11 protein-coding genes are annotated in these 13,765 nt (G+C 60.1%); 8 read left to right on the top strand and 3 right to left on the bottom strand.

What is annotated here, in order from left to right; genetic code table 11:
* Positions 1 to 138: 138 nt before the first annotated feature.
* Positions 139 to 1,452: an ATP-binding protein gene (locus tag ACXX81_RS21340; protein WP_057009854.1), complete on the bottom strand. Its 1,314-nt coding sequence runs from the start codon at positions 1,450 to 1,452 to the stop codon at positions 139 to 141.
* Between the two features lie 117 nt (positions 1,453 to 1,569).
* Complete coding sequence (ompR, locus tag ACXX81_RS21345) at positions 1,570 to 2,310, bottom strand: osmolarity response regulator transcription factor OmpR (protein ID WP_003213175.1); 741 nt, start codon at positions 2,308 to 2,310, stop codon at positions 1,570 to 1,572.
* 355 nt (positions 2,311 to 2,665) lie between these two features.
* Between ompR and ACXX81_RS21350 the strand changes: the two genes are divergently transcribed.
* The 8 genes from ACXX81_RS21350 to ACXX81_RS21385 all read left to right on the top strand — a co-directional run bounded on the left by ACXX81_RS21350 (position 2,666) and on the right by ACXX81_RS21385 (position 12,588).
* The gene (locus ACXX81_RS21350; protein ID WP_209987276.1) at positions 2,666 to 5,002 is read left to right on the top strand and encodes a Tex family protein; all 2,337 of its coding nucleotides are present in this window, start codon (positions 2,666 to 2,668) and stop codon (positions 5,000 to 5,002) included.
* 291 nt (positions 5,003 to 5,293) lie between these two features.
* On the top strand, positions 5,294 to 6,877 hold the full coding sequence (gene gshA, locus ACXX81_RS21355; RefSeq protein ID WP_231422669.1) for a glutamate--cysteine ligase: 1,584 nt from the start codon (positions 5,294 to 5,296) through the stop codon (positions 6,875 to 6,877).
* A 245-nt stretch (positions 6,878 to 7,122) separates the two neighbouring features.
* Entirely contained in the window at positions 7,123 to 8,100 is a 978-nt protein-coding gene (tauA, locus tag ACXX81_RS21360; RefSeq protein WP_458572346.1) for a taurine ABC transporter substrate-binding protein, read from the top strand.
* A gap of 13 nt (positions 8,101 to 8,113) precedes the next feature.
* Positions 8,114 to 8,893 (top strand): taurine ABC transporter ATP-binding subunit, encoded by a 780-nt coding sequence (tauB, locus tag ACXX81_RS21365; protein WP_458572347.1) that lies wholly within the window; start codon positions 8,114 to 8,116, stop codon positions 8,891 to 8,893.
* Entirely contained in the window at positions 8,890 to 9,726 is an 837-nt protein-coding gene (gene tauC, locus ACXX81_RS21370) for a taurine ABC transporter permease TauC (protein ID WP_209987265.1), read from the top strand. The genes tauB and tauC overlap by 4 nt, the downstream gene beginning before the upstream one ends.
* An 11-nt stretch (positions 9,727 to 9,737) precedes the next feature.
* Positions 9,738 to 10,574, top strand: a complete 837-nt coding sequence (tauD, locus tag ACXX81_RS21375; RefSeq protein ID WP_209987263.1) for a taurine dioxygenase — start codon at positions 9,738 to 9,740, stop codon at positions 10,572 to 10,574.
* 130 nt (positions 10,575 to 10,704) lie between these two features.
* Positions 10,705 to 11,382: a hypothetical protein gene (locus ACXX81_RS21380; RefSeq protein WP_458572348.1), complete on the top strand. Its 678-nt coding sequence runs from the start codon at positions 10,705 to 10,707 to the stop codon at positions 11,380 to 11,382.
* Positions 11,383 to 11,385: 3 nt separating this feature from the next.
* A complete protein-coding gene (locus ACXX81_RS21385) occupies positions 11,386 to 12,588 on the top strand; it encodes a helix-turn-helix domain-containing protein (RefSeq protein ID WP_209987257.1) in 1,203 nt (400 codons plus the stop codon).
* A 62-nt stretch (positions 12,589 to 12,650) separates the two neighbouring features.
* Here ACXX81_RS21385 and mgrA read toward each other — a convergent pair whose 3' ends face one another.
* Entirely contained in the window at positions 12,651 to 13,688 is a 1,038-nt protein-coding gene (gene mgrA, locus ACXX81_RS21390) for an L-glyceraldehyde 3-phosphate reductase (protein ID WP_209987254.1), read from the bottom strand.
* Positions 13,689 to 13,765: the final 77 nt, after the last annotated feature.

The raw sequence follows: 13,765 nt of genomic DNA on the forward strand, positions 1-13,765 counted from the left end.
CCTTCCTCCTCTGACACACCATAAAACCAAATGTGGGAGGGGGCTTGCTCCCGACAGCAGAGTGTCAGTCAAACATTTTTGACTGAGACATCGCTATCGGGAGCAAGCCCCCTCCCACGTTTCAATGAGTGTTGTTGGTTAGACCGCATCTCGGGGCAGCATCAAACCAAGCGGCAAGCGCACCCGCGCCTCCAACCCACCGTCCTCACGGTTGCGCAGTTCAACATTGCCGCCATGCATCGACGCAATCCGCCGCACAATCGCCAGTCCCAGCCCCGTGCCTTTGCCGCCACGGGCACGGTCACCACGGGTGAAGGGGTTGAAAATGCCTTCCAGTTCGGCGGGATCGATACCGGCGCCACGGTCCATCACGCTCAGCACCACATAGGGTGCCGTACTGTCCCCGGACACATAGGCCGCCACCTCCACATCGGAACCGGCATGGTGCAAGGCGTTGCCGATCAGATTGTTCAGCAGGCGCTTCATCGAAACCCTGCGCAAAGCAAACGGCTGGATCGGCTCCAGGCGCGTGCGCACCTGTTCGCCGTTCTGGTTGTAGGGCGCCACGACTTCACGTACCAGGTCCGTCAGGTCGACTTCTTCAACCAGTTCATCACGGCCGTCGCGGATAAACGCCAGAAACTGATCCAGAATCGCATCCATGTCCTCGATGTCGCGAACCATGTCGTCCGTCAGGTCGCTGTGATTGCCCATCAATTCCAGCGACAGCCGCAAGCGCGTCAGCGGCGTTCGCAGGTCATGGGACACCCCCGCCAGCATCAGTTCCCGCTCGCGCCCGGCCTGTTCGACGTCTTCCGCCATCTGGTTGAACGCACCGTACACCTCGGTCATTTCGCTGGGTGTGTCACTCACCGGTAGCCGCACACTGCGTCCCTGGCCGAGTTGGCGGGCGGCGAATACCAGGCGCTTAAGCGGCTGGTTGAGCTGACGCACAAAAATCCACGCGGAGGCGGTGGAGAGCAAACCGATCGCCAGAAACCAGCCAAGCACGTTCCAGATCTTCTGGCCGCGCAACGGGTGCGGATACAGCGGCACTTTCAGCCAGTCTTCACCCAGACTCGGCGCACGCACCCACAAGGCAGGCGACACATGCATGCGCAAGCGCACCTCGGTGTCTTCACCGAGCTCGGCCTGCATCTGGCGCTGATAGATTTCGCTGTAGGGCCAATGCTGCTCACCCTCCGGCACGCCTGCACCGGCAACACGCACCAGCGTGGCGGCCTTGGCGATCTTCTCGCGGTTTTCGGGGTCGGCCGCCCAATAGGCACGCAGCGTCAGCGCGACGCCGTGGCTGTATTGCCGGTCCACCAGCACGTCCTCGTTCATCAGCAGATAAACCAGTGTGAGTGCCTTGGAAAACAGAACGACGATCAACACCAGCCAAAGGGTGCGCGAGAAGAAACTTTGTGGGAACCACAATGGGGTTTTCATAAAAGACAGCTGGACACCTGGCAGGAAAAAGCAGCGCTCGCAGAATTGCAGACGCCGAGCATCCCGTCGACCCTCAAGGGGTCAAACGCCGGGATACCCGTACCTGCAAGTCATCGGTCACTTGGTCGCTGTGCCATCCGGCACAAACACGTAACCCACACCCCAGACTGTCTGGATATAGCGAGGCTTGGACGGGTCCGGCTCGATCATCCGGCGCAGACGGGATATCTGCACGTCGATGGAGCGCTCCAGCGCGTCCCATTCCCGACCACGGGCCAGGTTCATCAGCTTGTCGCGGGTCAGCGGCTGGCGTGCGTTCATCACCAGGGCCTTGAGTACCGCGAACTCGCCGGTGGTGAGCATGTGTACTTCGTCGCCACGCTTGAGTTCACGGGTCGCCAGCGACAGCTCGTAGTCGCCAAAGGTAACGCTTTCGTCTTCGCTGCCTGGCGCGCCCGGTACCGGGGCTGCCTGGCGACGCAATACGGCCTTGACCCGGGCCATCAGTTCGTCAGGGTTGAACGGCTTGGCCAGGTAATCATCAGCGCCCAGTTCAAGGCCCTTGATGCGACTCAGCTCATCGCCCTTGGCGGTGAGCATGATGATCGGAATCTGGTTGTTCGCGCCACGCAGGCGTTTGCAGGCGGTGAGGCCGTCTTCGCCGGGCAGCATCAGGTCAAGTACGACCAGGTTGAATACTTCGCGCCCCAGCAGACGGTCCATCTGCTCGGTGTTCGGCACCGCGCGGGCACGGTAGCCCTTGGAGTTGAAGAAGCGCTCCAGCAGGCTGCTCAGCCCCGGATCGTCGTCAACGATGAGAATTTTTTCGCCTTCAGCAGTTTGTGCAGTGCTGCTCATTGGATGCTCCTCTTATCTCGGCGCGCATTATGGCCTAGCTGCCGTTATACGCACCGTGTGCATTGTTAGCAGATTTTTCCTCGACCACCAGCAGACCTGCGTCCTACAACCACTGGCGCAGTACCCCTCAAGGACAGAACGCTGGTTATAATGCGGCGCCGTCTTGCAGGGCAACGTCAGATCGTTTCCGTTTACTGCCGGCTTTTTTTACCCGCTTGACGCGACTTTTTCGATTTCGAGGGTCAATTGGCTGCCTCTTGACCCAGGCAGCGGTGCCGGTCGGGCCGCTCAACCAGTCTTTCCGGGCCTTGTTCTGCGGGCCCGCGAGCTGCTTTTCAGAATTTCAGGTGGTTTTATGGACAGCATCAACAGCCGCATCGCCGAAGAACTCGGCGTACGCCCCCAACAGGTCGAAGCGGCCGTCGCTCTACTGGATGAAGGCTCCACGGTGCCTTTCATCGCCCGCTACCGTAAGGAAGTGACCGGCAGCCTCGACGATATCCAGCTTCGGCACCTGGAAGAACGCCTGCGCTACCTGCGAGAACTCGACGAACGGCGCATCAGCATCCTCGCCAGCATCGAGGAACAGGGCAAGCTCACCCCGCAACTCGAACGCGACATCAAGCTCGCCGACACCAAGACCCGCCTCGAAGACCTCTACCTGCCCTACAAGCAAAAGCGCCGCACCAAGGGCCAGATCGCCCTGGAAGCCGGCCTTGGCGAGCTGGCCGATGGTCTGTTCAACGACCCGTCGCTAAGCCCGGAAACCGAAGCCGCACGCTTCATCGATGCCGACAAGGGCGTCGCCGACGTCAAGGCCGCCCTCGAAGGCGCCAAATACATCCTCATGGAGCGCTTCGCCGAAAACGCCAACCTGCTGGAAAAACTGCGCAATTACCTCAAGCAGGAAGCCGTGCTCAGCGCGCGCGTCATCGCCGGCAAAGAGGAAGAAGGCGCCAAGTTCCGCGATTACTTCGAGCACGACGAACCGCTCAAGAGCATGCCGTCCCACCGTGCGCTGGCGATTTTCCGCGGGCGCAACGAAGGCATTCTGAGCTCGGCGCTCAAAGTCGGCGACGAACTGCCGGGCACCATGCACCCGTGCGAAGGCATGATCGGGCAACAATTCGGCATCCAGAATCAGAACCGTCCTGCGGACAAGTGGCTAGGTGAAGTCGTGCGCTGGACCTGGAAGGTCAAGCTCTACACCCACCTGGAAACCGACCTGCTGGGCGAACTGCGTGACGGCGCCGAAACCGAAGCGATCAACGTGTTCGCCCACAACCTGCACGACCTGCTGCTGGCCGCCCCCGCCGGCCCGCGCGCCACCCTGGGCCTGGACCCCGGCCTGCGCACCGGTTGCAAGGTCGCGGTCGTCGACGCCACCGGCAAGCTGCTGGACCACGCCACCGTGTACCCCCACGTTCCGCATAACAAGTGGGACCAGACCCTCGCAATCCTGGCCGCCCTGTGCGCCAAGCACTCGGTGGACCTGATCGCCATCGGCAACGGTACCGCCAGCCGTGAGACCGACAAGCTGGCCGCCGAACTGATCAAAAAATACCCAGCGATGAAGATGACCAAGGTCATGGTCTCCGAGGCCGGCGCTTCGGTGTACTCGGCGTCGGAACTGGCGTCCAGGGAATTCCCGGACCTCGACGTGTCGATCCGAGGCGCAGTGTCCATCGCCCGTCGCCTGCAGGATCCGCTGGCCGAACTGGTGAAGATCGACCCCAAATCCATCGGTGTCGGCCAGTACCAGCACGACGTGTCGCAGCTGAAACTGGCGCGTGGCCTGGATGCGGTGGTGGAAGACTGCGTGAACAAGGTCGGCGTGGATGTGAACACTGCCTCGGTCGCGCTGTTGGCGCGTATCTCCGGCCTGAACACCACCCTGGCACAAAATATCGTGACTCACCGCGACGAAAACGGCGCGTTCAAGACCCGCGCCGCGCTGAAAAAAGTCGCACGCCTGGGTGAAAAAACCTTCGAACAGGCCGCCGGTTTTCTGCGCGTGATGAATGGCGACAACCCGCTGGATTCGTCCGCCGTCCACCCGGAAGCCTACCCACTGGTGCAACGCATCGCCGCCGAAACCGATCGCGATATTCGCTCGCTGATTGGCGACGCCGCGTTCCTCAAGCGCCTGGACCCGAAGAAATACACCGACGAAACCTTCGGCGTGCCGACCATCACCGACATCCTGCAAGAGCTGGAAAAACCCGGCCGAGACCCGCGTCCCGAGTTCAAGACCGCCGAGTTCCAGGACGGCGTCGAGGACCTCAAGGACCTGCAACCGGGCATGATCCTCGAAGGCGTGGTGACCAACGTGACCAACTTCGGCGCGTTCGTGGACATTGGTGTACATCAGGACGGCCTGGTGCATATCTCCGCGCTGTCGGAGAAATTCATCAAGGACCCGCGCGAAGCGGTCAAGGCCGGTGACGTGGTCAAGGTCAAGGTCATGGAAGTCGATATCCCGCGCAAACGCGTGGGCCTGTCGATGCGCATGAGCGATACCCCCGGCGAGAAAGTCGACGGTGCCCGTGGCGCACGCCCGGGTTCGGCACCGCGTCAGTCGCAGAACCGCTCGGAAAACAGCCAACCGCGCAAGGAAACCGCGACGGCAGCGCCAGCCAACAACGCCATGGCGTCGCTGTTCGCCAACGCCAAGCAGTTGAAAAAGCGGTGAGGGTCAAATCAACGTCTTGTAGGTAACTGCATGCAAAACATGTCGTAAAAGCGCAGGGCACCTTCGCTGCCCTATAGCTCCCCACCCTCGATTTGAGTTAATTTCGGCGCTGCAATCACAGCGTCGGAATTTTCTTGATGCGCTGTAGCCCAATTCATGGAGTGAAGGAGGCTTTTTCAATGCGAGTCTTCTCGACTCAAAACCAGGCGATAACGCCAGTTTCCACTTCACCCTTGTAGACCGTCCTGCCCACCCCCATATTGGGGCGACTGACGCGTGAAGGAATCCAACTTGAGCGAACTTCTCAACCGCCGCCTGGCCCTGCTCGGCAAGCGCGAACACCTCTCCCTGCTGGAGCAATGCTTGCACGGCATCGAGCGGGAATGCCTGCGCGTCACCGGTGAGGGTCGCCTGGCGCAAACGCCGCACCCCGAAGCTCTGGGCGCTGCACTGACCAACGAATTGATCACCACCGACTACTCGGAATCGCTGCTGGAGTTCATCACCCCGGCGCTGCCCAACCCGGCCGATACCTTGAGCAGCCTGGACAGGATCCACCGCTTTGCCTACACCAAGCTCGGCAGTGAATACCTGTGGAGCCCATCGATGCCGTGCCCGTTGCCGGCCGAGGAAGACATTCCGATTGCCTATTACGGCACCTCCAACATCGGACAGCTCAAGTACGTGTACCGCAAGGGCCTGGCCCTGCGTTACGGCAAGACCATGCAGTGCATCGCCGGTATCCACTACAACTTTTCCCTGCCGGAACAGCTGTGGCCGCTGCTCAAGGACACCGAGGGCTTTGTCGGCACCGAGCGTGACTATCAGTCCACGGCCTACATCGCGCTGATCCGCAACTTCCGCCGTTACAGCTGGCTGCTGATGTACCTGTTCGGTGCCTCGCCGGCCCTGGACGCCGGGTTTCTACGCGGGCGCTCGCACCAGCTCGAAGTGCTGGACGCCGACACGCTGTACCTGCCCTATGCCACCAGCCTGCGCATGAGCGACCTGGGTTACCAGAGCAACGCCCAGGCCGGCCTCACGCCGTGCTACAACGACTTGAGCAGCTACACCGACAGCCTGCGCGAAGCGGTGGCAACGCCCTACGCGCCGTACGTCGAAGTCGGCACGCACAAGGACGGTGAGTGGGTGCAGCTCAACACCAACATCCTGCAGATCGAAAACGAGTACTACTCCAACATCCGCCCCAAGCGCGTGACCTACACCGGCGAGCGGCCGATCCAGGCGCTGGTGGCCCGTGGCATCCAGTACATCGAAGTACGCTGCCTGGACATCAACCCGTTCCTGCCAATGGGCATCGACCTGCCGGAATCGCGCTTTCTCGACGCGTTCCTGCTGTATTGCGCACTCAACGACAGCCCGCTGTTCGCCAACAACGAATGCGGCAACGCCACCTCCAACTTCCTCAGCGTGGTCAAGGAGGGTCGTCGTCCGGGCCTGGAGCTGCAGCGCGATGGCGCGGCGGTGGACATGAAGCAATGGGCCACCGAGCTGCTGGAACAGATCGCGCCGCTGGCCGCCCTGCTCGACGAGAGCCACGGCATCAGCGAACACAGCCAGGCACTGGATGCCCAGTTGGCGAAAATCCAGGACCCGTCGCTGACCCCGTCGGCCCAGGTACTGGCAGCGATGGCCGAGCGCAAAGAGAGCTTTGCGCAGTTCTCCCTGCACCAGAGCCAGTTGCATGCCGAGTATTTCCGCAAGGAGCCGCTGGCAGCTGACGAACAGGCGCGCTTTGAAGAACTGGCGCGCAAGTCGCTGGCGCAACAGGCGGAGCTGGAGCAAACCGAAGTGGGCGACTTCGATGTGTTTGTCGGGTCGTACCAGGCGAGCATCCTCGCCATCAGTAATTAAGGACCTACTCTGTCCACTGTGGGAGGGGGCTTGCCCCCGATAGCTGTGGGTCAGCTACAGATAAGCTGACTGATCCACCGCCATCGGGGGCAAGCCCCTCCCACATTTGCCTGCACCAGACTGAAGATTGGCGTTCGCTTCTCTTCTAATAAGCTAATTCGAAAACGTTATTTATTTTCGGATTATTAGATCATTTAGTCTCCTCACACGCCGACCTCCGGCCGCCTGATTGAGGAGCTTCCCCCTTGAAACTGCTGACCCCTCTGCGCCTCCTGGCCGCATTGTCCCTGGCCGGTGCCAGCCTGTTTGCCCAGGCGGCGGATGTGACCATCGCTTACCAGACCACCGTCGACCCGGCCAAAGTCGCCCAGGCCGACGGCGCTTATGAAAAAGCCACCAACGCCAAAATCGACTGGCGCAAATTCGACAATGGCGCCGATATCATCGCCGCCCTCGCTTCCGGCGACGTGCAGATCGGCTACCTCGGTTCCAGCCCACTGACCGCTGCGATCACGCGCAAGGTTCCGGTGGAAACCTTCCTCGTCGCCACCCAGATCGGCGGTGCCGAAGCCCTGGTAGCGCGCAACGGTGCGGGGATCAACCGCCCGCAGGACCTGATCGGCAAGAAAGTCGCCGTGCCGTTCGTGTCCACCGGCCACTACAGCCTGCTGGCCGCGTTGAAGCACTGGAACATCGACCCGTCGAAAGTCACCATCCTCAACCTCGCACCGCCGGCCATTATCGCGGCCTGGAAGCGTGGCGATATCGACGCCACCTACGTGTGGGACCCGGCCCTGGGCGTGGCCAAGGAAAACGGCAAGGTGCTGATTACCTCCGGCGAGCTGGCCAAGTTCGGCGCGCCGACCTTCGATGCGTGGATCGTGCGTAAGGATTTTGCCGAGAAGCACCCGCAAATCGTCACGGCTTTCGCCAAGGTCACCCTGAATGCCTACGCCGCGTACCGCAAGGACCCGCAAGCGTGGCTGGCCGACGCGAGCAACATCGCGAAGCTGGTGAAGCTCTCCGGCGCCAAGGCCAGTGACATTCCATTGCTGCTGCAAGGCAACGTCTACCCGCTGGCCGCAGACCAGGTGACCCTGCTGGGCGCACCGACCACCCAGGCGATCACCGACACCGCTGCGTTCCTCAAGGAACAGGGCAAGGTCGACGCCGTGCTGCCGGACTACGCGCCTTATGTCAGCGCCAGGTTCATCACTCAATAAGGAGTTAAGTGCGATGACCTTGCTCAAGCTGGAGCGCATCAGCGCACAGTACCCGGGTGCTGCGGAACCGGTGCTGGCGGATATTTCACTCGAGCTTGGGCCCCAGCAATTGCTGGTGGCCCTCGGCCCGTCCGGCAGTGGCAAAACTTCGCTGTTGAACCTGATTGCCGGCTTTGTCGAACCGTCTGCAGGGCGCATCAGCCTCGATGGCGTGCCGGTCCAAGGCCCGAGCGCCGAACGTGGCGTGGTGTTCCAGGACGACGCCCTGCTGCCCTGGCAGGACGTGTTGGCCAACGTCGGCTTCGGCCTGGAGCTGGCTGGTGTGCCCAGGGCGCAACGTGAAGTGCGCGCCCGCGAAATGCTCGCGTTGGTGGACCTGGCCGGTTTCGACAAGCGTCGTATCTGGCAGCTTTCAGGCGGCCAGAAGCAACGCGTCGGCCTGGCCCGCGCCCTGGCCGCCGACCCACGCGTGTTACTGATGGACGAACCCTTCGGCGCCCTCGATGCCTTTACCCGCGAACAGATGCAGGAGCTGCTGCTGCAAGTCTGGCGGCGCACGGCCAAGCCGGTCTTCCTGATTACCCACGACATCGAAGAAGCGGTATTTCTCGCCACTGACTTGATCCTGCTGGCGCCCAACCCCGGCCAGATCGTCGAACGCCTGCACCTGGACTTCGGCCAACGCTACGCCGCCGGTGAGTCGGCGCGGGCGATCAAGTCCGACCCGCGCTTTATCGAAACCCGCGAACACGTGCTGGGCAAAGTCTTTTCGCAACGGCAGGTGAGCGCATGAGCAGCTATGAACTACCCGCCAGCGCCGCCAAGCCGGTGGCACACGCGGTTATCCCGGTGCGCCGCAGCTTGAGCACGCGCTGGATCAGCCTGCTCACGCTGGTCGCCTTGCTGGCGATCTGGTGGGCCGTGACCGCCACCGGCCTGATCGAACCGCTGTTCCTGCCGCCACCCTCCGCCGTGCTGCAAAAAAGCTGGCTGCTGGCGACCACGGGCTATATGGATTCCACCTTGTGGCAGCACCTAAGCGCGAGCCTCAGTCGTATCGGCCTGGGCCTGGGCTTTGCCGTGCTGACCGCCGTTCCGGTGGGGATTGCCATCGGTTCGAACCGCATTGCGCGTGGCATCCTCGACCCGCTGATCGAGTTTTACCGTCCAATCCCGCCGCTGGCCTACCTGCCATTGATCGTGATCTGGTGCGGCATCGGCGAGCTGTCCAAAGTGCTGCTGATTTACCTGGCGATCTTTGCACCGATCGCCATCGCCACGGCGACCGGCGTGCGCACCGTTGACCCGGCCAAGCTGCGGGCCGCGCAGTCGTTGGGGGCGACGCGTGCCCAGCTGATTCGCCATGTGATCCTGCCGAGCGCCCTGCCCGACATCCTCACCGGCGTGCGCATCGGCCTGGGGGTTGGCTGGTCGACGTTGGTTGCGGCCGAGCTGATCGCGGCCACCAGTGGCCTGGGTTTCATGGTGCAGTCGGCGGCGCAGTTCCTGGTCACCGACGTGGTGGTGCTGGGGATTCTGGTCATCGCGCTGATCGCCTTCGCCATGGAAATGGGCCTGCGCGCCCTGCAGCGTAAATGGGTGCCGTGGCATGGGCAGGCACGCTGAGTGAGAACAGTATGAGCAGCCTGACCATTACCCCACTAAGTACCGCCCTGGGCGCCGAGATCAGTGGCGTCGACATCACCAGACCGCTGCCCGCCGAACAGCGTGACGCCATCGAACAGGCTTTGCTCACGCATTCGGTGCTGTTCTTCCGTGGTCAGCCGATCACCCCGCAGCAACAGGCGCTGTTTGCGGCGAATTTCGGTGAGCTGCACATCCACCCGATCTACCCCAACGTGCCGGAACAGCCTGAAGTGCTGATCCTCGACACCGCCGTCACCGACGTGCGCGACAACGCCGTATGGCACACCGACGTGACCTTCCTGCCCACCCCGGCCCTCGGCGCGGTGCTCAGCGCCAAGCTGCTGCCGGCGTTTGGTGGCGACACCTTGTGGTCCAGTGGCATTGCGGCGTATGAGGCGCTGTCCGAGCCCCTCAAGCGCCTGCTCGATGGCCTGACGGCGACACACGATTTCACCAAGTCCTTTCCGCTGGAGCGCTTCGGCAACGCTGCCGAAGACCTGGCGCGCTGGGAAGCAACCCGCAAGACAAACCCTCCGCTGTCACACCCGGTCGTGCGTACGCATCCAGTGAGTGGGCGCAAGTCGCTGTTTGTCAGTGATGGGTTTACCACCAAGATCAATGGGCTGGAGCCAGCCGAAAGCGAAGCGATTTTGAAGCTGCTGTTCGCCCACGCGACCCGCCCCGAATTCACCATTCGCTGGCGCTGGCAGGAGAACGATGTGGCGTTCTGGGACAATCGCGTGACCCAGCATTACGCGGTGGATGACTACCGGCCGCAGCGGCGAGTGATGCATCGGGCGACGATTTTGGGGGATGTGCCGTTCTGAAAACTCATAACAATAGGGCAATCAAACAGCAAAAGAAGGGTACCGCCTGGATAAAAAACCAGTAATACCACTTCCATAACGAAGAAAAATGGCGTAAAAATCCGCTTACCGAATAGTGAGTGGTGATTACGTGGTCACAAAACAAGACGTCCAGGGCTTCATTCGCGCGCAAGTAAACAAAGAATTTTTTGAGGAGTTGGGGGTTTTGCTCCCTCAAACCTTTCAAAAAGCCTTGAAGGAAACTCAAGAGCTACTGATTCACACCCCTCACGAGGATTTACGAGGGCATTTACGGCACTCTTTAGTCCAAGAGTCCCTGGCTGGAATGAAGCGATGGAACCCGATCGTCAAGACAACAGATCCAAAAGGGCACAATTATGTGCTGCTGGAACTGGGCTCCTTAAGGATCACAGCGGTAGTGCTTCCCTGGCAGAAAGAGATTCGCGGTGCAAAACACCGAAGTGAGCTAAAAACGCTCAATGAGTCACTTGCAGAGACCCAGATGGACTGGATCGACGGGCTCAAACATACCGTAGCCGAACAATTGATTCATGCGCTTGTCGTAGTCCATGCACCTCCTTCGCGCTCTGGAGATCAATCAGAACCGCGCGCAATCATGATGGCCGTACCGTATTTCAATGGTAAGGGCTTTCACATGAATTGTACTTTTGACGATTTACTTCAAAGCTACTCTGATAGTGACGCGGTTCAGCGGAAACCCATTGAATTGGTGAAATTGCGAGATAAGATGCGCCGCGCTGAAGAAATCGAAGACCATGCTGATGAAGAGCAAAAAGCCAAGAGGTAAACCATGAGAACAGGAGTCGCGGGCTTTCAGTCAGAGCGCCTCAAGCAGTTGCGCCTTGCGTTTGGTATGACCCAAACCACTCTCGCCGAAATGGTGGGGCGCGCCTCTGGCAATATCTCAAAATGGGAAAATGGCCTTCAGGTACCAGAAGCTGACGCCTTCCAACGTCTGTGCGAGGTTTTTGGAGTCAGTGAAAACTGGCTACTTGAAGAGCAATTCAGGACTGACGAGAACACTCCCTTTTTCTTCCGCTCGCAGGTCAGTGCTACGACCAGCGCTCGTGAAATAGCGGAAGTGCGCTTGGGGTGGTTACAGGAGGTCTCCTACAAGCTTCAAGAAAGCCTTGAGTTCATCGAAGTCAATGTACCTCACTTAGAAGAACGACACTGCGAGCTGATCTCTGATGAGGAGATCGAGCAGATGGCAAGCCTATGTCGTCAAACCTGGGGGTTAGGAATAGCCCCGATCTCCAATGTGGTTCAAGTATTGGAAAATGCCGGCGTTGTCTGTGCTCGAACCACACTCGGCCACCTGAAGATGGATGGCGTATCAAACTGGTACGAGCTGGACCAGCGCCCATATGTTTTGCTTGTCGCAGATAAGGCCAACGGAATTAGAAATCGCTTTGATGCGGCTCATGAGCTTGGGCATGTCGTTCTGCACAGATACATTTCCAAAGAACAGTACGACTCGCATTACGCGCTCCTTGAGGCTCAAGCGCACCGTTTTGCAAGCGCCTTTTTACTACCCGCAGAAAGCTTTTTGCGAGAAGTTCGTTGGCCCACGCTGGACACATTGCTAGCTCTGAAACCACGCTGGAAAGTCTCAGTAGCTGCGATGGTAAGACGTTGCTTAGATTTGGAAATCATCAACGACACCACAACTACAAGACTATGGAAAGCAAGATCTGCGAGAGGCTGGGTAAAGGGAGAACCAATGGACAGTGATTTTGGCTTCGAAAAACCTCAGCTAATCGCTCGCGGAGTCAAAATGCTCGTCGAAAACGATGTGCTCTCGCGATCTCAGGTAAGGCAACTACTCGGATTACCACTGCATATCATGGAAAATCTCTGCAGCTTGGATGAAGGTTACTTCAACCTTCCGGACAAATCACAGGTGATAGATATACAGCTGAGAAAGAGATCTGCACGCGAAACCTTTTTCTCTGAAACCGCAGAAATACTCGGGTTTCCGAGCAAAAAATAGCGTCATCATCGGAGTGTCCCAATGACAGGCCCTACCCCTTGGGTAGGGCTCTTTGTCCGATGCTATTCAGCGGTAGAAGGCTTTTCCCACAGGTTGATCCCGCCTTCCTGCGCAAATCGATCAATCTGCGCCAGTTCCTCTGCGCTGAAGCTCAGATTTTTCAACGCCCCAACGTTCTCAATGATCTGCTCCGGCCGGCTTGCGCCGATCAGTGCGCTGGTCACCCGTGGGTCACGCAACGTCCAGGCCAATGCCAGTTGGGCCAGGCTTTGGCCGCGTCGCTGGGCGATTTCGTTGAGGGCGCGCACGTGGGCGAGGTTGGCTTCGGACAGGTGCCCCGCCTGCAGCGAACCACCGCCCGGGCGGTTGACCCGTGCGTCGGCCGGCACGCCGTTGAGGTACTTGTCGGTGAGCAGACCCTGGGCCAGTGGTGTGAACGCGATCACGCCGACGCCGAGTTCTTCGGTGGTGTCGAGCAGGTCTTTCTCCACCCAGCGATTGAGCAGGTTGTAGGCCGGCTGGTGAATCAGCAATGGCACTTTCCATTCTTTGAGCAGCGCTGCCATTTCACGGGTTTTCACCCCGGAGTACGACGAAATACCGATATACAACGCCTTGCCCTGCTGCACGGCAGTGGCCAGGGCGCTGGCGGTTTCTTCCAGCGGCGTGTCGGCATCGAAACGGTGCGAGTAGAAAATATCCACGTAGTCGAGCCCCATGCGCTGCAGGCTCTGATCGAGACTGGCCAGCACGTATTTGCGCGAGCCGCCGCCCTGGCCGTATGGGCCGGGCCACATGTCCCAACCGGCCTTGCTGGAGATGATCAGTTCGTCGCGGTAGTGCTTGAAGTCTTCGCGCAGCAGACGGCCGAAGTTGATCTCGGCACTGCCATAGGGCGGGCCATAGTTGTTGGCCAGGTCGAAGTGGTTGATCCCCAGGTCGAACGCGGTGCGCAGCAGGGCGCGCTGAGTGTCGATCGGGGTGCTGTCGCCAAAGTTGTGCCACAGCCCCAGGGACAGGGCGGGCAGCACCAGGCCACTGCGGCCTGTGCGGCGATACGGGATAGATTCATAGCGGTTTTCGGCAGCAATGTACGTCATCGAATCCTCTCTGGGCTGTTGGGTGTGGTTTCCCTTTTACAGCAATTTACTCCCAGAGTGGACGCGCAGATGATCGT

It is taken from the genome of Pseudomonas sp. GNP013, assembly GCF_054343995.1.

Bases quoted from the DNA above. Each gene is read 5' to 3' on its own strand.
- ACXX81_RS21340 (WP_057009854.1), bottom strand. From the start codon at position 1,452: ATGAAAACCCCATTGTGGTTCCCACAAAGTTTCTTCTCGCGCACCCTT.
- ompR (WP_003213175.1), bottom strand. From the start codon at position 2,310: ATGAGCAGCACTGCACAAACTGCTGAAGGCGAAAAAATTCTCATCGTT.
- ACXX81_RS21350 (WP_209987276.1), top strand. From the start codon at position 2,666: ATGGACAGCATCAACAGCCGCATCGCCGAAGAACTCGGCGTACGCCCC.
- tauB (WP_458572347.1), top strand. From the start codon at position 8,114: ATGACCTTGCTCAAGCTGGAGCGCATCAGCGCACAGTACCCGGGTGCT.
- tauC (WP_209987265.1), top strand. From the start codon at position 8,890: ATGAGCAGCTATGAACTACCCGCCAGCGCCGCCAAGCCGGTGGCACAC.
- tauD (WP_209987263.1), top strand. From the start codon at position 9,738: ATGAGCAGCCTGACCATTACCCCACTAAGTACCGCCCTGGGCGCCGAG.
- ACXX81_RS21385 (WP_209987257.1), top strand. From the start codon at position 11,386: ATGAGAACAGGAGTCGCGGGCTTTCAGTCAGAGCGCCTCAAGCAGTTG.
- mgrA (WP_209987254.1), bottom strand. From the start codon at position 13,688: ATGACGTACATTGCTGCCGAAAACCGCTATGAATCTATCCCGTATCGC.